The 18,512-nt window shown below is 59.8% G+C and carries 15 protein-coding genes; 1 reads left to right on the top strand and 14 read right to left on the bottom strand.

Going from position 1 to position 18,512, the window contains the following annotated elements; genetic code table 11:
* Nucleotides 1–2 precede the first annotated feature (2 nt).
* From FG323_RS15385 to FG323_RS15335, 11 genes are all read right to left on the bottom strand, one after another.
* The gene (locus FG323_RS15385; RefSeq protein ID WP_141455585.1) at nucleotides 3–2,543 is read right to left on the bottom strand and encodes a glycosyltransferase; all 2,541 of its coding nucleotides are present in this window, start codon (nucleotides 2,541–2,543) and stop codon (nucleotides 3–5) included.
* Nucleotides 2,544–2,593: 50 nt separating this feature from the next.
* A complete protein-coding gene (locus FG323_RS15380) occupies nucleotides 2,594–5,734 on the bottom strand; it encodes a glycosyltransferase (RefSeq protein WP_141455584.1) in 3,141 nt (1,046 codons plus the stop codon).
* A 30-nt stretch (nucleotides 5,735–5,764) separates the two neighbouring features.
* Nucleotides 5,765–7,030, bottom strand: coding sequence for a UDP-N-acetyl-D-mannosamine dehydrogenase (gene wecC, locus FG323_RS15375; protein WP_255470204.1), 1,266 nt, complete (start codon nucleotides 7,028–7,030; stop codon nucleotides 5,765–5,767).
* A complete protein-coding gene (locus FG323_RS15370; protein WP_141455583.1) occupies nucleotides 7,027–8,445 on the bottom strand; it encodes a glycosyltransferase family 4 protein in 1,419 nt (472 codons plus the stop codon). The genes wecC and FG323_RS15370 overlap by 4 nt, the downstream gene beginning before the upstream one ends.
* Nucleotides 8,446–8,448: 3 nt before the next feature.
* Complete coding sequence (locus FG323_RS15365) at nucleotides 8,449–9,219, bottom strand: ATP-binding cassette domain-containing protein (RefSeq protein ID WP_141455582.1); 771 nt, start codon at nucleotides 9,217–9,219, stop codon at nucleotides 8,449–8,451.
* A 6-nt stretch (nucleotides 9,220–9,225) separates the two neighbouring features.
* Complete coding sequence (locus FG323_RS15360; RefSeq protein ID WP_181444254.1) at nucleotides 9,226–9,990, bottom strand: ABC transporter permease; 765 nt, start codon at nucleotides 9,988–9,990, stop codon at nucleotides 9,226–9,228.
* 20 nt (nucleotides 9,991–10,010) lie between these two features.
* A complete protein-coding gene (locus tag FG323_RS15355; protein ID WP_141455580.1) occupies nucleotides 10,011–11,192 on the bottom strand; it encodes a PLP-dependent aspartate aminotransferase family protein in 1,182 nt (393 codons plus the stop codon).
* 88 nt (nucleotides 11,193–11,280) lie between these two features.
* Nucleotides 11,281–12,651: a pyridoxal-phosphate dependent enzyme gene (locus FG323_RS15350; protein WP_141455579.1), complete on the bottom strand. Its 1,371-nt coding sequence runs from the start codon at nucleotides 12,649–12,651 to the stop codon at nucleotides 11,281–11,283.
* Nucleotides 12,652–12,766: 115 nt separating this feature from the next.
* Nucleotides 12,767–12,985, bottom strand: coding sequence for a YdcH family protein (locus FG323_RS15345; RefSeq protein ID WP_141455578.1), 219 nt, complete (start codon nucleotides 12,983–12,985; stop codon nucleotides 12,767–12,769).
* Between the two features lie 356 nt (nucleotides 12,986–13,341).
* Nucleotides 13,342–14,232: an OmpA family protein gene (locus FG323_RS15340; RefSeq protein ID WP_141455577.1), complete on the bottom strand. Its 891-nt coding sequence runs from the start codon at nucleotides 14,230–14,232 to the stop codon at nucleotides 13,342–13,344.
* A complete protein-coding gene (locus FG323_RS15335) occupies nucleotides 14,229–14,624 on the bottom strand; it encodes a DUF4398 domain-containing protein (protein WP_141455576.1) in 396 nt (131 codons plus the stop codon). Before FG323_RS15335 ends, FG323_RS15340 begins: the two co-directional genes overlap by 4 nt.
* Nucleotides 14,625–14,719: 95 nt before the next feature.
* Between FG323_RS15335 and FG323_RS15330 the strand changes: the two genes are divergently transcribed.
* Nucleotides 14,720–15,868, top strand: coding sequence for a PilT/PilU family type 4a pilus ATPase (locus FG323_RS15330; RefSeq protein WP_141455575.1), 1,149 nt, complete (start codon nucleotides 14,720–14,722; stop codon nucleotides 15,866–15,868).
* A gap of 68 nt (nucleotides 15,869–15,936) precedes the next feature.
* Here the strand turns inward: FG323_RS15330 and maiA are convergent, their stop codons facing one another.
* The 3 genes from maiA to FG323_RS15315 all read right to left on the bottom strand — a co-directional run bounded on the left by maiA (nucleotide 15,937) and on the right by FG323_RS15315 (nucleotide 18,481).
* Nucleotides 15,937–16,596, bottom strand: a complete 660-nt coding sequence (maiA, locus tag FG323_RS15325; protein WP_141455574.1) for a maleylacetoacetate isomerase — start codon at nucleotides 16,594–16,596, stop codon at nucleotides 15,937–15,939.
* A 99-nt stretch (nucleotides 16,597–16,695) separates the two neighbouring features.
* Entirely contained in the window at nucleotides 16,696–17,685 is a 990-nt protein-coding gene (locus FG323_RS15320; RefSeq protein WP_141455573.1) for a fumarylacetoacetate hydrolase family protein, read from the bottom strand.
* Nucleotides 17,686–17,743: 58 nt separating this feature from the next.
* Entirely contained in the window at nucleotides 17,744–18,481 is a 738-nt protein-coding gene (locus FG323_RS15315; RefSeq protein ID WP_141455572.1) for a 2OG-Fe dioxygenase family protein, read from the bottom strand.
* Nucleotides 18,482–18,512: the final 31 nt, after the last annotated feature.

Here is an 18,512-nt window from a genome sequence, read left to right as displayed (position 1 = left end):
GTTCAGACCAAGTAGAACAGTGCAGAGGCCCGGCGCCCGCGCATTTTCATCAACCATGGCAAAAAGCTGGCGGGCGCTATGACTTCATCGATGAGGGCCTCTTCCACCTGTACGTACTTCCTGTCGGATCCGGGCACGATCACGACGTTTTCTGCATAAGAGGCATGCAGCACCGCTTTTTCCAGATAGTCGACCGGTCGAACCTTGCGGTAGTCAACCAAGGCAAGGTAGTCCGTTTCTATTACTCGGCCCGGCTTGTTTGCATAAGAAAGCAGATAGTGCTCTGAAACGACAGTTACTCCGTTGCGATTATATGTCTCGTAATAGTCCTTAAGACTGCTCGCCTCAATGGACCTGTCCAGGACAAGGAGCAATGGAGCCCCCTTTTCCGCAACGTTCTGTGCCTGGTAGTAGGCGATTGCTTTTTCGATGTCGTCGTCGCATGCCACGATGCAGCAGACCGTCGCGGCGAAGCTCTCCTGCGCCAAGGCCACCCCGAGCTTCTCAGCAACGAACCGGAATCTCTGCTTGTACGTATGCTCCCTTAGCACGTGATGCAGCGCACGATCCCTCATGCTCGCCAGTTCATCTTCGCCCAAATCTGGCAACCCTCGTGATTCCCGATCGGCGAAAAAAACGAGATCGCCAAACATGTCGTCCATTCCTTTGGAGTAGTTAGATACGCACAATGTATTGCTGGACATGAGTTCGTACACCCTACGCGCAAACATGGTCGGCGAACTCGTCTCGGTATTGAAATTCAAGCCATACTGGCTCGACTTGTAGACATTGCCTATCTCGGCATGAGGTACGGCCGCCTTCAAGTAGCGATGATACTTCTGAGGGAATATGTGATTCTTATCGCTGGTTCCGAAGTGCCGGTCGTATATTTCCAGCTCCAGGCCATCTTCGATGAACTTGTCCAGCATCGCCTCCATCGCCTTGCAGCGTTCCTGATGGTACGCATACCAACTTCCGGCGAATACAACTTTTCTCGAGCGAGCGCCTTCCACCTCGATTGGATTGAAATAGCGCGGCTGCGTCGCAAACGGTAGACAGTAGGCGTTCTTGATCCCGTGTTCCTTCTTGTACCGCTCGACGCATTCCGATGCAGTAGTGAAGACCACATCAAAAAGCTTTGCCGTACTTACAAAGTCATGCACCTTGTCTTCATAGTGCGATGGGTCCTCCTTGTTCCAGAAGGCGGTTGGAATTTTATGTTCCTTGCAATAGTCCAGAATCGCGAGAAGTTCTCCGCGATTTTCTTTAGTAAAGTTCGAGCTGGCATAAACTCGTCCCTTCCACGGCCGCGTCTCGGAATCAACGCCCGACCAGGCGGATTCACAGAAGAGCAGCTCCGGGCGTTCGCTCTCCATTCGTTCACGCCAGCTTCCTGGCTCCAGCACGACGGGAACAAATTCTCCCTTGAAACTGTTGTAAGTAAATTCATCGCAGATGAGCGCGACTTTCAGCCGGCGCAAGGATTTCTCGCACTCTACCGAAGCTGACTTCTCGCCCCCCTCCCCCCAATTGTAGGCGACTACCTGTTCATTGATCGGAGTAAGAAGAGTACGCCAGATCGGCAGTAATGCTTCCGGACCGAAGCTTGATTTTACGCCATCAAGCGCCCGTTCCTTTATCTCCACATGACGCTCTTTTGCGAGGATGAGTTGCGCCGCGGCTTCCGCTGATTCAACCAAGGGGATGCCTGGGTAGATCTCCCCAGCGCCCTCCCAGTTCCAAACCACAGGAAGTGCCGCGGAGGCCACGCCTTCCGCGACGGCCACATGAAAGCTCTCGAAATCCGACGGCGACAAGACGGAACCGACGAGTCTCAGCCACTGTTCGACATCCTTTCCAGCCGGGTCGAAGATGACGCGGTGGCGCAACACCGGCGAGGCGTTTATCCGCTTGAACAGGCTGACATAGTAGTCGCGTTCCTGATCCTGCTGCCACAGCCAATCGACCGCCGCCGGGTTCTGTCCCTTAATCCGCAACCGGAAGCGGTCATCCGCCCTGACAAGCAATTCAAGTGTATCCAGGGCGAGATCCAGCCTCTTCCTAGCGGGTAGAACACCGATCATGCCCAAGGTTCGCTCGTGCCCTGGCAGCTTTTCACGATTGAAACGCTCGTGCTCGATCAGGTTTCCTACAACCCGGCATTTCTCGGGGGGAATGGAGAATTTTTCTACGCATTCGCCAAGGATATGAGCGCCAACGAAGACAAGGTCGTCAACCGCGCCATAGTTGATATCGTTGGGAAAACTCGTCCTCCTTTCTTGAAGATGCCAACGTATAACCAGTTTCTGGTCTGGTCGCTTGTTGCGAGAATAGAAGACCGCATTGCCAAGCGCCCACTCCGCAAACAGGACATCGGCCCATTCAATCAACTCTCGCGACAACTTTTCGTCGTGATCTGCGTGGCCACTCCATTCGTCGATACGGAAATCGAAGTCCCCTGTCTGCTCCAGCTGTAGTTGTATCGGCGTCCAGAACTTGAGGTCGTGGCCACTCACACCCACGCGTGTCTTTCTTTTCTTCATGGAGTTACCTTGTCCGCCCTGTAGTGACTAGCGGGCGCCGTATTTTTGGGTCATTCATCAGCCATCATCCGGATGGCAAGCACGTCCGTTTCGTCCTTCAGCACCAGTTTCTCACTGGTGCCGTCCGCGAATGCAAATGCCGCGTCACAGACCTCTGGGTCATCACTGTTGATAAGAAGACAAGTTCTCGCTATCGCACCACCAAGCCTGTATTCGTCTTCCGGAATCACCGCCATTCCGATCAACCCTGCACGGGAGTAGCGTGACGCCTGGAGGAGGTCCTCTATCTGGTGTGCATCCTGTCCCTGATGGCCAACCGCCAGAACCAGTTGTTCATCCGATGCGCGCGTTGCCTTTACGAGTTGGCGGAAAGCCATTCCAGGATCACCATCCACACTGTCAAATCCGACCTTCTCAGTTCCAGCAGGTACATTTCCCAGCACCGTGATCTGCGGACTTTCGCCATTGCACATGCGCTGTTCCCTGATCCAGGAGATAGTCTCGGGATTTACCCCATCCTGATTCGCGAGTAGTACGACCCTGACACGCTGTGGTCGCGTCGCCGTCTTGCTGCCCCCCATGACTGTCCGCATCACCTGTTCCATCCGGTGGCGATAGGTATGTCTTGACATGACAGCGCGGATACCTGCAGCGCTCCTGCGCCGGAACTCTTTGTCATCATTCAGCAAAGTGTCAATTGCGTGCCGTGCCTCTTCTTCCGTGGCGACCTCCCAGACCACGTCCGGTCCGAATGTCGCTGCGAATCCCGGCGACGGCGTACTCACGACCGGAGTACCGCAGGCGAGAAGCTCAAATACGCGGCGGGAGAACATAGTGTCAGAATCCTGGATGCTGTTGACATTCAGGAATACACGATACTTTCGATAGACGTCACCAATCTCCGAATATTGGATCTTTCCGCGCACGAACCGTTGATGACGTTCCGGAAACTGATATTGCGAATCGAGAGAACTATCCGAATAGTTCCTGTCAAAAATATCAAGGTCAAAGCCGGACGCTGCATCCAGAAGCATGGTCTGCTGGTGAGACCGTTCTTCCAGACTTGGATAGAAGCTTCCTGCATAGCAGACCTTGGATTCACGCGGACTGCCTGACTGGATAGGGTTGTGAATTGCTTCCTGAGCAGCGAACTGAAGCAGGTCAACGGACCTAACGTCAGCGTCCACCGCGTAGCGAGGCTTGGCTTCGATCGAAGTCGTGAATATGCAGTCAAAATGGGCCGCTGCTTGGATGAAATCCCCATAGTGCAATGGATCCTCCTTGTTCCAGAACACAGTAGGAATTCCCTTCAATTTGCATGCTTCCACCAACTCAACCAACTCAGCACCCGGCATGTACTCACTCCGAGCGACGCGATATTGCCAAGCCTGATGGTTGCCATTCCAAGCGGATTCGACAAACAGCAAGGTTGGCTGAAACTTCTCCAGTAGTCCGCGCCAGTTGTCCGGGCGCGGCAGCAACCAGTCAGCCGTCGGTTGCAGGCAATTGAGGGTGAATTCGTCAAGAATTCCCATCAATAGAGGCTTTCCGGTACGTACCTCTTCCCATCCGTCGATGGATAATGCGTCCACCTCTTCATTTCTTTCCGCTTGTGGATTCGCGACCACCGCAAAATCATCCACCACCTTTTTGGGATCGGGAATGTGTACATGTCGTAGCTTCGGCAAGCTAAGTGCTTGTGATTGATGGTTCGACGTTCCGCGCCTGCGATAACGAAGCAATATGGCCGCGACCGCCTTTGGGAATCCAACGATTCCACGTGGACTCTTAAGAGCAATCAGTGCCTGGCCTAGAGCAAGTGCAAGCGAGTTCCGGTACAACTGATTGTCATTGTGGAGCGACTCGCACAGTTGTATGAGTTCCTGCGCGCGCGCACGCTCGGCTTCAAGCTTGGCCCAATGGCTAGAGCGCTTGTGCTGCGCATCGACGAGGGTTTCTTGCAGCGTCTTCATCCGGAGTTTCAGCTCGGTTAATTCCTCATTGATCGTCGAGATGATGTCCTTCTGCCGCTTGTCCCTCGCCTTCCAGCCTTCCTCCATTCTCTTAATGGTGGCCTTGTGGTCCCTGTCCTTGGATCCCAGTAGGCGCAGCGACGCGCGGGCACGCTCCAATTCGCGCTCACGCTTTGATAGTTCCTCGTGTCCTTGCTTTACCTCTTCACCAAGTCGACCTACTTCGGCCTGAAGAACGGACAGTTGTTCCCTAAGCAGAGCACTCTCATGATTGGATACCTGGATTCCGCGGCCCAATTCATCAACGACGGACTTTTGCTCCGCCGCTTCCCGAATCCAAACTTCCGAACGTAGCCGCAGAGCAGCAAGCTCTTCGCTGAGGTTGACAATGGTTTCGCTTGACCTTTTGTGGAGCGCACGTTCCACGGTCAGTTCGCTCGATGCGTTACCCCGCTTTCCCGCCTCCGCCTTGTAATCCGCGATTACTTTTTTTGCATCGCTCAAGGAGGCGCTAAGCTCGATATTTCGCTTCTGCACTTCCCATGCCCCAGCTTCCGTAGCCCCGATCGCCATTGCCAAGCTGTTTTCCAGAGACGGCTTTGTCAAAATCCGGTTCGCCACACATCTGATATAGCCATCAACCACATCAAGGACCGAGATTTCAAACGTCTCGCGAAGCGCATCCAGCAAGTCATCCGGGAAAACCGTGGCCTTGTGGTCCGGCCATGGGTGATATCCGAACGGAACGGTAATGACGATTCGTCCTTCCGGAGCGCAAAGATCAACGGCCTGGGAGATGAACGCGGGAACATCCGTTTGATGTTCGATGACCTCGCCCATCAGGATGGTGTCGAACTGCATGCCCTTGAGCGCAGCAAGCTCTGTGCAACGGAACTCTACACGATCCTGTACTGACTGGATTTCCTTCGCTCTCTCGTCGTTCGCATAGTCGATGGCCGGCTGGAAGATATCGATGGCCAGCACGTGTTTCCCTTCTCGTGCCATGAGAATGGCTGCAATACCTTGGCTACAGCCTACATCCAATGCTCTTCCAGGCTTGGCCTGCGAACACATCCAATTAATTCGTGCGCGAGTCTGTCGACCAAACGTCTCCCCCATATGATCGTAGTAGGCCTCGTTTACCCGATCCGGCCATGGGTTGCTGCTCTTCCCGGAAGCCTGTCCATGGGTACCTTCATGTGCGTGGTCGTCGTGCATGACTACTGTCTCCGCTGAGGTTCCAACCCGTTACTTCCAGAATCCGATGGTGTCAACCACCTTCTTGCCCTGCGGTTTGGGAAGCCGTCGGAAAGATGTATGTCCCACGAGAACCACCACCACATCCGCGGACGCGATGGCAGACGCCGCATCCGCTGAAACCAGCCCCGATATACCGTGTACCGATTCGAGCACATCAAAGAAGGGATCGGCGCAACGTACGTTGCCGGCATAACGTTCCGATAGTGCGAGCGCGATGTCCAGGGCAGGACTCTCCCGGAAATCATCAACATCTGCCTTGTAGGTCAATCCCAGACAGCATATGGAGGGATTCTCCAATCCTGCTACTGCTGCCTCAACCTGTGCCAGCACATAACCGGGTTTCGAATCATTGACTTGTCGGGCCGTGCTGATGAGCTGTGCCCGCTCCTTTGCACCCGCCACGATGAACCAGGGATCCACTGCGATGCAGTGCCCCCCGACGCCGGGTCCCGGATTCAAGATGTTCACTCGTGGATGATGATTGGCCAAGCGAATGACATTCTGCACATCGATTCCGAGATCACCGCATATCATGGAAAGCTCGTTGGCAAATGCGATATTCACATCTCGAAATGAGTTTTCCACCAGCTTGCAGAGCTCAGCCGTCCGGTCGTCGCTCCCAATGCAGCTCCCCCGGACAAAGGAACGATAGAGCGAGGACGCGCGCTCAGTACATGAGGATGTCATTCCTCCGACGATGCGATCGTTCTCGACCAGCTCCTGCAGCATCCTCCCCGGAATGATCCGTTCCGGACAGTACGCCATGTTTACATCGGGAACATCATGCGAATCGCCGGTGGGGAACTTTAGGTCCGGCCGAAGTTCCGCCAGTAGCCGGGCCAATCTGGCTGTGGTGCCAACCGGAGACGTCGACTCGAGTACGATCAGGTTTCCCCGGCCTATCACCGGCGCTAGAGAACGTCCTGCAGCTTCGACGAAGCTGATATCGGGCTCGTGGTTTCCGTGGTCGAGCGGGGTCGGAACGGCGATTACGAAAGCATCCGCCGGGATAGGTGTCGGCATCGCACGCATGCGTCCGCTTCCAACGGATTCCTCCACGAGCTCCGACAGGCCCGCCTCTTCGAAGTGCGCCTCGCCTCCATTCACGGCATCTACGATTCGTTTCGAGATATCCACGCCGGAAACGCGCTTTCCAGCGGAGGCGAACATGGCGGCGGTGGGCAATCCAATGTAGCCCAGACCGATTACACAAACATGTTCGTCGCGATCCTTCTGCTGCATGGACTCGCTCATACTGACTCCTTACTAAGATTATTCTGTGCCCTACTTGAAGTTGTTCCGCCAGCTTCGAGCAGATCTGCTAACTGCAATGCCAATGACTTCCAGGAATAGCGCAGGCGCCCATCATCGACTACGGTACTTGGCTCCTGAGGCGCGAGCCGTTTCTTGTGGAGGGCATTCCGGAGAACCGTTTCAATGGCTGTCGCCTCCGCCGCAACCGGGTTGCCGGCACCTGTTTCTTCCAAAAGAATCCTGGCGGCATCCGCGCGGTCACCGCCAATATGCAGTATTGGCCGATGAGCTCCCAAATACTCGTAGAGCTTTCCAGGAACTTGCAATGGGTTCGCATTGGCGATATTGACCAGCATGTCGCATTGCCGCTGGTACGACAAAGCGAGGGTATGTGGCAGGAACCCAAGTAGCCTTATGCAGCCACCGCTGTCTCGCGCAGCTTCTGCGACACCGTGCGGTGCAGCGATCGTTGCAATGTTCAACCGGACACCGGGCACCCTGCGCACGGCCTCCAACAGTGAGGACGGATCACGAAATGCGTAGAAGCTTCCTGTATAGAGCAACTCGAGCACTTCCGGATCGAAAGGCCCATTCGAACGCAGGTGCGGTCCGCAGTGCGATGTTCCATCGAATCCTTGTGTCAGCAACTTCAGCTTCGAGGCGTGGACATCATGGCGCTTCTGCATATCATGGATAGCGTGCTGGCTGGTCAGCAGCACGAGCTCCGCGCGCTTGCAGATCTCCTCTTCCAGCTCCCATGCCGTTTTCCGCCAACGCTCAGGCGTATACGGCGCAAGCACCGGATCCCCCAGATCAGCAACCCATCTGAATCCGAGTTTGTTCGCATAGATTCCCAGCGGAATCGAGTTCGCAGGTTCATGCGATGTGATAACAACATCCGGCACCATCTCACCAAGAAGATGCTTGAGCCTGCGTCGCGCCCATGGCAGCCACTCTGCTCGGATATCCGGAAACATCACTCGTCCAAGTGCGTCGGGAACAACCGTGTGCAAATTGAAGACACGCCGGTTCAATCGACGAATGCGTTCGACGATTCTTCCTTTCCAGTTCAACTTGAGCTGCGGGTGTCGGGTATCGGCATAGCCGGCATTGCCTTCCAGCAAATCATTGAATCCATGCGGCTCCGGCGAGGCTTGTGATCCTGTCTGGCGTTGCGGCTGCCTGCGTCGCGCCAACCAGGTCAACGTGGCCGCATAGGGGCCGGGCCAGACCCTGTGCACTTTGACGTTCGCCGGGAGTTCGGGCAGTCCCCCGGATCCGTACCCGGCAACATCCGGCGCAAGCACGCGCACCTCATGACCCGCATCGGCCAGTTCCCGGACCAAGTAGGCCCAGCGCAGAGACTGCGGAGAGGGTATAGGAGGAAAATCATAGGCGATCAGCAGAACTCGCATCTTTCATGCTGCCGTCTGAGGTGGCCCGCCGCTCTTCAGCAGCTTGTCGTACTCAATCAAGGTGCTATTGATATCGCCAAAGAACTCAACCCTGCCTCCGACCATCAACAGTCCTTTTGTGCACACGTCGCGCATCAGCTGAAAATTATGACTGGCAAGCACGACAACCTTGGCGCCATTCACGCGGCTTGCCATTCTCTCCTTGGCTTTGGAAATGAACGAAGCATCTCCTGCGCCGATCCACTCATCCATTACCATGATGTCGTGTTGCACTGCGGTTGCAATCGCAAAGCCAAGCCTCATCCTCTGACCAGAGGAGAGCGTCTTCAAACGATGATTGGCCTTGTCGTGCAATTCCGAAAAATCGAGGACCGGCTCGACAAGATCGACAAGTTGGCTGGCTCTGAGGCCCATCGCGGTTCCCCGCAGATAGATGTTTTCCTTGAGCGTGGCTTCGTTATTGAAGCCCAATGAAATATTTAACAGGGCTTGCCGTGTTCCTTGGGACTCGAGCCAGCCTTCAGTCGGCTGGTAAGCACCGGCCAACACCCTGAGCAAGGTCGATTTGCCCGCTCCGTTCCTGCCCACAATTCCGATTCGGTCGCCTTCCTGGGCAGAAAAATGAACATCATCAAGGATCGTCCTGAACTCGCGACGGGGACGCTCTATGGCTGCCTTGGCCAGCATCGCCAACCAAGAGCGCGCGGAGCGGTCGCTCTGCAGATAAATAGGCAAACGTAGCGAGATGTGGTGTGCAACAAGCCGAACCGTCATGACTTTTCAAACCCAAAGTGGAACGAAGCGCGCATAGCGTCGATAGAGGATTGACGTAATGATCCAGCCGGCGACAGTGAAAACAGCCAGGTAGACATAGCTCATCGTCTCCATGGGTTCTCCAAGCAATGGCGCACGTACCAGTTCTATCAAATGGAACAAAGGATTAATCCTCATGAAGGTGCCATGGATTGTTCCCATCGGCGCCGCCGAAGCACTCCACAGAATAGGCGTGAGAATAAAGCCAAAGATAAACACGCTGGCCATCAGCTCGTGGATATCCGGGAAGCGCGCACCCAGCAGTGCTACGGCCATGCCTATCCACACTGCATTTATCAACAAGAGCAGGGTCGCGGGAAGCACAGTGGCTAACCCGATAACCTGGAATTTCGGAGAGAGCAAGAGCGCTACGAGAAGCACGGGGATGGCGACGACAAAGTAGAAAATTCCTTTCGCCACCACACGCATCACGAAATCCGTTAGCCGCCCATGGCCATCCAGAATGAAACTGGAGTTGTTCGTGAGGATGCTGCACGATTCAACGATGACCGTCATCAGCAGGCGGAAAAGAAGATATCCCAAGCCCAGATGCGGGATGAAATCCAGCGGCGGAATCCCCTGCAGTTTGGAGAAGTAGAACCCAACTCCCAGCACATAGATTAGCGGCGGAATGAGAAGCCAAAGCAGACCAAGCCTTGAGCGACGATACTTGGTCACGATATCCAGCCAACATGAGTACGCCCAGAATTCCGGCTCCTTCAAGCTGGCCAACAAGTCTTTCCACATTGAATTCAAGAGAACACCCGCTGAAGTTCATTCCTGAGATCTTCGATGATCTCGATACCCACGCTTAAGCGCACCAATCCATCGCTTATCCCCAATGCGGTGCGTCGCTCCAACGGAATCGACGCATGTGTCATCACTGCCGGATGATTGATAAGGCTCTCCACACCACCGAGTGATTCCGCAAGGGTAAACAGGTGAGTACCTTCGCAGACCTTGCGCGCGGCCTCGAAACCTCCCTTCAGTACGATCGACATGATGCCGCCATAGCCATGCATCTGTCGGCTGGCCAATGCGTGCTGAGGATGTGACTTCAAGCCGGGGTAGATGACTTTGTCGATTACCGACTGGCCTTGCAGCCACTCGGCCAATGCCATCGCGTTCTCGCAATGCGTCTTCATGCGCAGATGCAGAGTCTTCAGGCCACGCAGGGCCAGGAAGCTGTCGAACGGTCCCTGCACCGCGCCGATGGAGTTCTGCAGGAACGCCATCTGCTCGGCGAGCGCGTTGTCGTCTCCAACCACGGCGATGCCACCGACCATGTCCGAGTGGCCATTGAGATACTTGGTGGCCGAATGCATGACGATGTGCGCGCCGAGTTGCAACGGTCGTTGCAGGATTGGCGAGGCGAAGGTGTTGTCCACCACCACGATCAGCCCGCGCTTGCGGGCGGCCTCGGCGATCGCCTGGATGTCGACGATCTTGAGCATCGGGTTGGTCGGGGTTTCGATCCAGACCATCCGGCTGTTCGGGCGAATGGCAGCCTCGAAGGCGACGGGATCGGTCAGGTCGACAAAACTGAACTCAAGCCCTGCACTGCGCTTGCGCACTCGCTCGAACAACCGATAGCTGCCTCCATAGATATCGCCCATGGCGATTACATGGCTGCCACTGTCCAGCAGTTCCAGCACCGTGGAGGTGGCGGCCATGCCGGAGGCGAAAGCGAAACCGCGGGTACCGCCTTCAAGCGCGGCTACGCAGCGCTCGTAAGCGAACCGGGTGGGATTGTGGGTCCGTGAGTACTCGAAGCCCTGGTGCACACCCGGGCTGGCCTGGGCGTAGGTCGAGGTGGCGTAGATCGGGGGCATTACCGCCCCGGTGCTCGGATCGGGAGCCTGTCCGCCATGGATGGCCAGCGTGCCGAGGGCGTAGGAGGCTTCTCCCCCGCCATTGGGCTTGGAGTCCGACATAGTTGTTCCTTTCAAACCGACCGCGAATTCTAGCAGTCGCGGCTTAACGTACCGTCCTTTTCACGCGGTTCCGGGAGACCCCGGGCGGCTACTGCGCCCGGCGCCTCAGGTAGTTCAGCAAATCGATCCGGGTAATCAGGCCCAGGAAGGTGTCGCCGTCGGTAATGATGGCCACCTGGCCGCGGTCGAACACCGGCAGCAGGGCTTCGATGGGGGAGCGGACGTCCAGGCGATCCAGCTTGCTGACCATGGCGGTGGACACCGGGTCGCGGAAGCGGGCCTCGTCGCCGTAGACGTGCAGCAGCACGTCGCTTTCGTCGACGATCCCGGCCAGTTTGTCGCCTTCCATGACCGGCAGCTGGGACACGTCGTACAGCTTCATCCGCTGGTAGGCGGTGGTGAGCAGGTCGGTCGGGCTGACCACCACGGTGTCCCGCTGGCTGTAAGGGCGCAGGATCAGGTCACGCAGGTCGCCGTACTGGGGGCGTTCGATGAAGCCGTTGTCCAGCATCCAGTAGTCGTTGTACATCTTGGACAGGTACTTGTTGCCGGTGTCCGGCACCAGCACCACGACGCGCTTGGGCGTGGTCTGCTCGCGGCAGTACTTCAGGGCCGCGGCCAGCAGGGTACCGGTGGAGGAGCCACCGAGGATGCCCTCTTTCGCCAGCAGTTCCCGGGCGGTCAGGAAGCTTTCCCGATCGCTGATGGAGTAAGCCTTCTTCACCCGGCTGAAATCGGAAATCTGCGGCAGGAAATCCTCGCCGATGCCTTCCACCAGCCAGGTACCGGACTTCTCGCTGAGGGTGCCTTCGTTGATGTACTGGGTCAGGATCGAACCGACCGGATCCGCCAGCACCATTTCGACACCCGGGGCATCCTTGGCGAACGCGCGCGACAGGCCGGTCATGGTGCCGGAACTGCCGCAGCCGAATACCAGCGCATCCAGCTTCCCCTCCATCTGGGCCAGGATTTCCGGACCGGTGCCGAATTCGTGCGCGGCCGGATTGTCGGGGTTGCCGAACTGGTTGATGAAGTAGGCGCCGGGCGTCTCGCTGGCGATGCGGGCGGCAAGATCCTGGTAATACTCCGGATGTCCCTTGGCCACGTCCGAGCGGGTCAGTACGACTTCCGCACCCATCGCCTTGAGATTGAAGATCTTTTCCCGGCTCATCTTGTCCGGGACGACGAGGATCAGCTTGTAGCCCTTCTGCTGGGCGACCAGCGCCAGGCCGATGCCGGTGTTGCCGGCGGTGCCCTCGACCAGGGTGGCGCCGGGCTTCAGATCGCCGCGCTTTTCGGCGGCCTCGATCATCGACAGGCCGATGCGATCCTTGATGGATCCGCCGGGGTTGGCGCTTTCCAGCTTGAGGAACAGCTCGCAGACGCCGGTATCGAGGCGCTGGGCCTTGATCATCGGCGTGTTGCCGATCAGCTGGAGAACGGAAGATTGAATCGCCATTGCGGACTCGCGCTCACGGATCGTGATGGAGCCCGGATTATCGCATCGAGTGACGCGGGCGGCGACGGCCGACGAGGAGGCCGCCGCCGCCCGCGACGATGGAGCGGGTCGTGGGTCAGTGCGGCTTCGCGTCGTAGATGCGGATCAGTCGTTCCTTGGTCGCGAGCTTCTCGCGCTTCATCTGTCCCAGCAGATTGTCGTCGATGGGCAGCACGCCCAGCTCGGCATCGGTGACCTTCTTGTCGAGTTCGCGATGGCGCTGGTACAGCTGCTTGAATTCCGGGTCGGTCTTGATCAGTGCGTCGATTTCAGTCTGCGGTTGACCTTCGAACATGGGGAGTACCTCCTTCAGCGGAAAAACGAACGCCCCGGCCTGGGCAGGCTCGGGGCGTTGGCTTGGGAGCGGAACGTCGAAGCGGGATGGCGGGCGCCTCCACCGGGAACACCCGCACGGACCTGGCCGTCGGGGGCGTTCTCCTCTGGGGCTTTGGACAGCGTCATCGGCTCGACTCTCCGGTGAGCCAAGCGACGGGGGTCGCTTGGGTATATGACCCTACTCCTCGTCTCCATACCCGACAAGCCCCTTCACAAGTCCTTGATCCGACAGGGCAAGAACGGCAAACGGGGCGTTCAGACTGTTCGTCCGGAACGCCCCATTTTTCGTGCAGGTCTTTGTTTTTAAAAACAAAACTACTGCGTGACCACGATCTCCGCCGCCTTGCTGCTGGAACCGTTGCCCTTGCCGGCGGCCTGGATCCGGCCCTTGGACACGCCTGCCGCGACCAGGGCATCGCGCAAGGCGTCGGCGCGGCGCTGGCCGGGGGTCTGCTTGTCGCCGAAACCCTCGATCCGGGCCTTGGCCTTGGGGCTGGCCTGCAGGTAGGCGGCCAATGCAGAGGCACTGGACTGGCCCGCTTCCGACAGCTTGGCCGAGCCGCCGGCGAACGCACTCGCAGGCAGGGTGAAGACCTCGCCGCGCGCCTCGAACTTCGAAGCCGGCAGCTTGGTCCCGGACACCAGTTCGGCTTCCTCGCGGGCCAGCCGCGCTTCCTTCTGCCGGGCGGCGCTGAGTTTGGCGCTCTGTTGCCCGGCCACGCTGGTCAAGGCCAGTTCGGCGTCCTGACGGGCCAGGGTTTCGGCTTCGGCGGCCTGGCGCAGGCGCTCGGCTTCCTCGGCCTGGATCTGCGCCTGGATGCGCATGCGCTCGACTTCCTGCCGGGCGCGTTCGGCCTCGCGCCGGCTGGCTTCCACCAGCAGCTCGCTGCGGGTGCGATCGAGGCGTCCGGCTTCGCGCTGCGCGGCCTGGGTGCGGGTGGCGATTTCGGCGATCTCCACCCGCCGCTCGGCCACGTACTGGGCCCGCTCGCGGACACTGCGCCGGGCCTCGGCCAGCTCGCTGATGGCCTGCTGGGCCTGCAGGCGTTCGAAGGCCGCCAATTCGGCGTATTCGGGATTGGCGCGCAATGCCGCCAGGCGCTGGCCCAGTTGGATGACGACGGGATTGTCCGCGGCCAGCAATGCGCCGGCCGGCAGCGACAGCAGCAGGATCAACAGGCCCGCTCGGCGTGGGTTGCGGTTCATTGGCCGCCCTCCATGCCGAGCTTGCGCTGGAGATCCGCGATTTCGGCGCGTCGCTGCTGCAGGTCGGCGTTCGCCACCGCCTCCAGGCTCAGCGCGCGCGCCACGTCGGCATCGGCCGCCGCACGGATGGCCAGGTCCAGGGCCAGCTTCTTGTCGCGGCTGCTCTGCGCGGCCTGGGCCTGGGCGAGCAACTGGCGTGCGATGGCCATGCGGTCCGGAGCGTACTGATCGGCGTCGGCCTGGTCCGCGCGCTCCACCGCCTGACGCGCGGTTTCCAGTTCCGGCGTGGTCGCCGTCTGGGCCCGGATCGGGAACGCCGCCCCGCCAGCGACCGTGAGTGCGGCCACCATCACATACAGGGGCAAGCGGATTTGTGCGAAGCTACGAATCATCTGGGTGCCGTGACGTATCAGGGGATCGCGCGGCCATTGTCGGAAGCCTGCGCCCCCGTTGCAACGGTGGCCGCCACAAATGGGGATGCTCGCACATGGACATCGGCTACTTCCTGAAGCTGATGACCGAGAAAAACGCCTCGGACATGTTCCTGACCACCGGGGCGCCGGTCTATATCAAGATTGAGGGAAAGCTTTATCCGCTGGGCAATACCGGCCTGCCGCCGGGCATGGTCAAGAAGATTGCCTACTCGCTGATGGACGAGGGCCAGGTGCCCGTGTTCGAGCGCGAGCTGGAACTGAACATGGCCATCGCCCTGCAGGACGCAGGTCGCTTCCGCGTCAACGTGTTCAAGCAGCGCGGCGAGGTCGGCATGGTGATCCGCGCCATCCGCAGCGTGATCCCGTCCATCGAGGACCTGCACCTGCCGCCGGTGCTCAAGGACATCATCATGACCCCGCGCGGGCTGGTCCTGATCGTGGGCTCCACCGGCTCGGGCAAGTCGACCACGCTGGCGTCAATGATCGACCACCGCAACAGCAACACCACCGGGCACATCCTCACCATCGAGGACCCCATCGAGTACCTGCACAAGCACAAGCAGTCGATCGTCAACCAGCGCGAGGTCGGCCTGGATACCCATGCCTTCCACAACGCGCTGAAGAACGCGATGCGCGAAGCGCCGGACGTGATCCTGATCGGCGAAATCCTGGACGCGACCACGATGGAGGCCGCCATCGCCTTTGCCGAAACCGGCCACCTGTGCCTGGCGACGCTGCATTCCAACAACGCCGACCAGACCATCGAACGCATCCTCAATTTCTTCCCGGAAAGCGCGCACAAGAACGTGCTGATGAACCTGGCGCTGAACCTGCGCGCGGTGGTGTCGCAACGCCTGGTCAAGGGCGTGGACGGGCGCCGCCTGCCGGCCGCGGAAGTGCTGATCAACACGCCGATGATCCGCGACCTGCTGCGCCGCGGCCAGGTCCACGAGATCAAGCAGGCGATGGAGGAATCGCTGGAGGAAGGCATGGAGACCTTCGACCAGTGCCTGTTCCGGATGGCGAAGGAAGGCCAGATCGAGCAGGAGGAGGCGCTGCGCGCCGCGGACTCGCGCGATGGGCTGGCGTTGAAGTTCCGCCTTTCGGAAGGCAGCCAGGGCGAACACGATCCGTACGCGGACTACGAGAATTCCACTCCGGGCGCGTCCTCGTCCCCGCGCATCACCCACGGCTTCGGCTGACATGGGGCGGAGCTCGCTCCGCCAATGCGCGTCACCCGCCGTTCGGGGGAAACCCGCGCTCGGCCGCCTCAGGGCTGCGCGTCGGGCTGCTTTTCCGGGCGCGCCAGGTCAAAGGCCGGCAGCGCGAGGCAGGCCTGTTCGATCCTGACCAGGGTCGGGAACGCCTCCATGTCCACGCCGAACCGGCGGGCATTGAAGATCTGCGGGATCAGGCAGCAATCGGCCATGCCCGGCGTCTGCCCGTGGCAGTAGGCGCCGGTCGCCGCATCCCCCGACAGCAGCGTCTCCATGGCGGAAAACCCTTCCAGGATCCAATGCTTGATCCAGTCGTCGCGCTCGGAATGCGGGACGTGCCAGGTGTTCTCGAAGTACTGGAGCACGCGCAGGTTGTTGAGCGGATGGATGTCGCTGGTGACCATCTGCGCGAGCGCGCGCACCCGCGCGCGATCGCGCGCGGTCATCGGCAGCAGCCGCGGGGACGGCCAGGCCTCGTCGAGGTATTCGAGGATCGCCAGCGATTGCCGGATCACCCGGGTCCCGTGCAGCAGGGTGGGTACCAGGTGCTGCGGATTCTTGGCGACGTAATCGGGATGGTGCTGTTGCCCGCCTTCGCGGACCAGATGGACCGGAATCGTCTCGTAGGCCAGGCCCTTGAGATTCAGCCCGATGCGGACGCGATAGGCCGCACTGGAGCGCCAATACGAATAGAGCTTCAGTTGCTCACCCATGGCGGAAACTCCGTTCCGCCTCATTTCGCCTTCCCTGTTGCCGAACGCCCATGAGCCCCCCTACGCGACAGTCTGGTCCATTTGCGCTCGCCGGCCGGCTCAAGGCAAGGACTGGGGCTCGATGCGCTGCTCGATTGCGCCAAAAATGGAATCGCCGTCACTGTTCAGCATTTCAATGCGAACCACGTCACCGAACTTCATGAACGGCGTGCTCGGCTTGCCGTCCCGCAGGGTCTCCACCGTGCGCCGCTCGGCAAAGCAGGACGCCCCCTTGGAGACATCCTCGTTGGCGATCGTGCCCGAACCCACCAAGGTCCCGGCCGACAGCGGGCGGGTCTTGGCGGCGTGTGCGACCAGTTGGGCGAAATCAAATTGCATATCCACGCCGGCCTCCGGCGCACCGAACCACTCGCCGTTGATATGGGTCAGCAGCGGGAGGTGCACCTTGTTGCCGCGCCACACGTCACCGAGTTCGTCGGGCGTGACGAACACCGGCGACAGCGCCGAACGCGGCTTGGACTGCAGGAAGCCAAAGCCCTTCGCCAGTTCCGGCGGAATCAGGTTGCGCAGCGATACGTCGTTGACCAGGCCGATCAGCTGGATGTGTCCTGCGGCCTGCTCGGGAGTGACCGCCATCGGCACGTCGTCGGTGACCACGAGGATTTCCGCTTCCAGATCGATGCCGTAGTCCTCGCTGACCACCCGGACCGGATCGCGCGGGCCGTGGAAGCCGGCGCTGGTGGCCTGGTACATCAGCGGGTCGGTGTAGAAGCTTTTCGGCACTTCGGCGTTGCGGGCACGGCGGACGCGTTCGACATGCGGCAGGTAGGCGCTGCCGTCGACGAATTCGTAGGCGCGCGGCAGCGGCGCGGCCAGCGCCTTGTGATCCAGATCGAACACCCCGTCGGCGTCGCCATGGTTGAGCGACTCGGACAGGGCATTGAGGCGCGGCGCCACGTTGGACCAATCCTCCAGCGCCTGCTGCAGGGTCGGGGCGATGCCGGTCGCGCGCACGGCGCGGGCCAGGTCACGGGACACCACCACCAGCGTGCCGTCGCGGCCGCCTTCCTTCAACGAACCCAGTTTCATCGCTCTGCGGACCTCTACTGATTATGGTTTCAATTGTAACTACCCGTGCGCCACGCTGTCAGTCGCCCTGGAAGCCATCCGCGCGGAAAGTCAGTACCAGCGTATCGCGGTGACCCGCCTGCCCTTCAACGGGCTGGATGGGGGTGGATTCGTGGATCACCCGGGCATCATCCAGGAACATCAGTGACCAGGGCGCTTCCAGGGTGAAGCGCTGCCCGTCCGGGCCGGCCGCCTCGAACACGCGGGTTTCGCCGCCCTTGATGCCGACCCGATCCACCAGCATCACCGCCACGAAATCCACGCCGTCGCGGTGGGCGCCCTCGGGCGTGGGGCGGCCGATGCCGTCGGTGGTGTCGATGCGGAACTGGTGGGCCTCGACATGCCAGGCACGCGCACCTTTCAGCTCGGAGCAGACCCGGCCCAGCGCCATCAGCAGGTGTCGCCACAACGGGTGGCCTGCCGTCTCCGGGCGCATCGGCTCGAACCAGCGGCGCATGCCGCCGTGCAGTGCGTTGTAGTCCAGCGACTGCCAGTGCGCGCGATGCGGCACCTGGCCCAGTTCGTCGCCTTCGACGACGAAGCAGGAATGCCGCCGTCGCCGGTAGCGGCCGCCGTCCTTCAGGTACTCATCGACCGCCAGGTGGTCCCAGTCCGGCTTGAACACGTCCAGGGCCGGGACCGGAAAACCGCACAGCTCGCCGACGGCAGCCGGTTCGAGCACGGCATAGCCGCGCTGGCGCATCTGCGGCAGCAATTGCGCGGCGGGGATGAAGGGCGGCAGGAACGTCGCGACCATCGCAAGGTCCTCGGCAAAAGCAAAAACCCGC

Origin of the sequence: Pseudoxanthomonas sp. z9, from assembly GCF_006542425.1 — a bacterium.
GTDB lineage: Bacteria > Pseudomonadota > Gammaproteobacteria > Xanthomonadales > Xanthomonadaceae > Pseudoxanthomonas_A.
The sequence above is the reverse complement of the archived record's forward strand: the minus strand, read 5'-3'. Positions and strand labels throughout refer to the sequence as shown.

Excerpts from the sequence above, each read along its gene's own strand:
- FG323_RS15355 (WP_141455580.1), bottom strand. The coding sequence starts at position 11,192 with ATGTCGGACTCCAAGCCCAATGGCGGGGGAGAAGCCTCCTACGCCCTC.
- FG323_RS15335 (WP_141455576.1), bottom strand. The coding sequence starts at position 14,624 with ATGATTCGTAGCTTCGCACAAATCCGCTTGCCCCTGTATGTGATGGTG.
- FG323_RS15315 (WP_141455572.1), bottom strand. The coding sequence starts at position 18,481 with ATGGTCGCGACGTTCCTGCCGCCCTTCATCCCCGCCGCGCAATTGCTG.
- FG323_RS15345 (WP_141455578.1), bottom strand. The coding sequence starts at position 12,985 with ATGTTCGAAGGTCAACCGCAGACTGAAATCGACGCACTGATCAAGACC.
- FG323_RS15350 (WP_141455579.1), bottom strand. The coding sequence starts at position 12,651 with ATGGCGATTCAATCTTCCGTTCTCCAGCTGATCGGCAACACGCCGATG.
- maiA (WP_141455574.1), bottom strand. The coding sequence starts at position 16,596 with ATGGGTGAGCAACTGAAGCTCTATTCGTATTGGCGCTCCAGTGCGGCC.
- FG323_RS15365 (WP_141455582.1), bottom strand. The coding sequence starts at position 9,219 with ATGACGGTTCGGCTTGTTGCACACCACATCTCGCTACGTTTGCCTATT.
- FG323_RS15380 (WP_141455584.1), bottom strand. The coding sequence starts at position 5,734 with ATGCACGACGACCACGCACATGAAGGTACCCATGGACAGGCTTCCGGG.
- FG323_RS15340 (WP_141455577.1), bottom strand. The coding sequence starts at position 14,232 with ATGAACCGCAACCCACGCCGAGCGGGCCTGTTGATCCTGCTGCTGTCG.
- wecC (WP_255470204.1), bottom strand. The coding sequence starts at position 7,030 with ATGAGCGAGTCCATGCAGCAGAAGGATCGCGACGAACATGTTTGTGTA.
- FG323_RS15330 (WP_141455575.1), top strand. The coding sequence starts at position 14,720 with ATGGACATCGGCTACTTCCTGAAGCTGATGACCGAGAAAAACGCCTCG.
- FG323_RS15385 (WP_141455585.1), bottom strand. The coding sequence starts at position 2,543 with ATGAAGAAAAGAAAGACACGCGTGGGTGTGAGTGGCCACGACCTCAAG.
- FG323_RS15320 (WP_141455573.1), bottom strand. The coding sequence starts at position 17,685 with ATGAAACTGGGTTCGTTGAAGGAAGGCGGCCGCGACGGCACGCTGGTG.
- FG323_RS15370 (WP_141455583.1), bottom strand. The coding sequence starts at position 8,445 with ATGCGAGTTCTGCTGATCGCCTATGATTTTCCTCCTATACCCTCTCCG.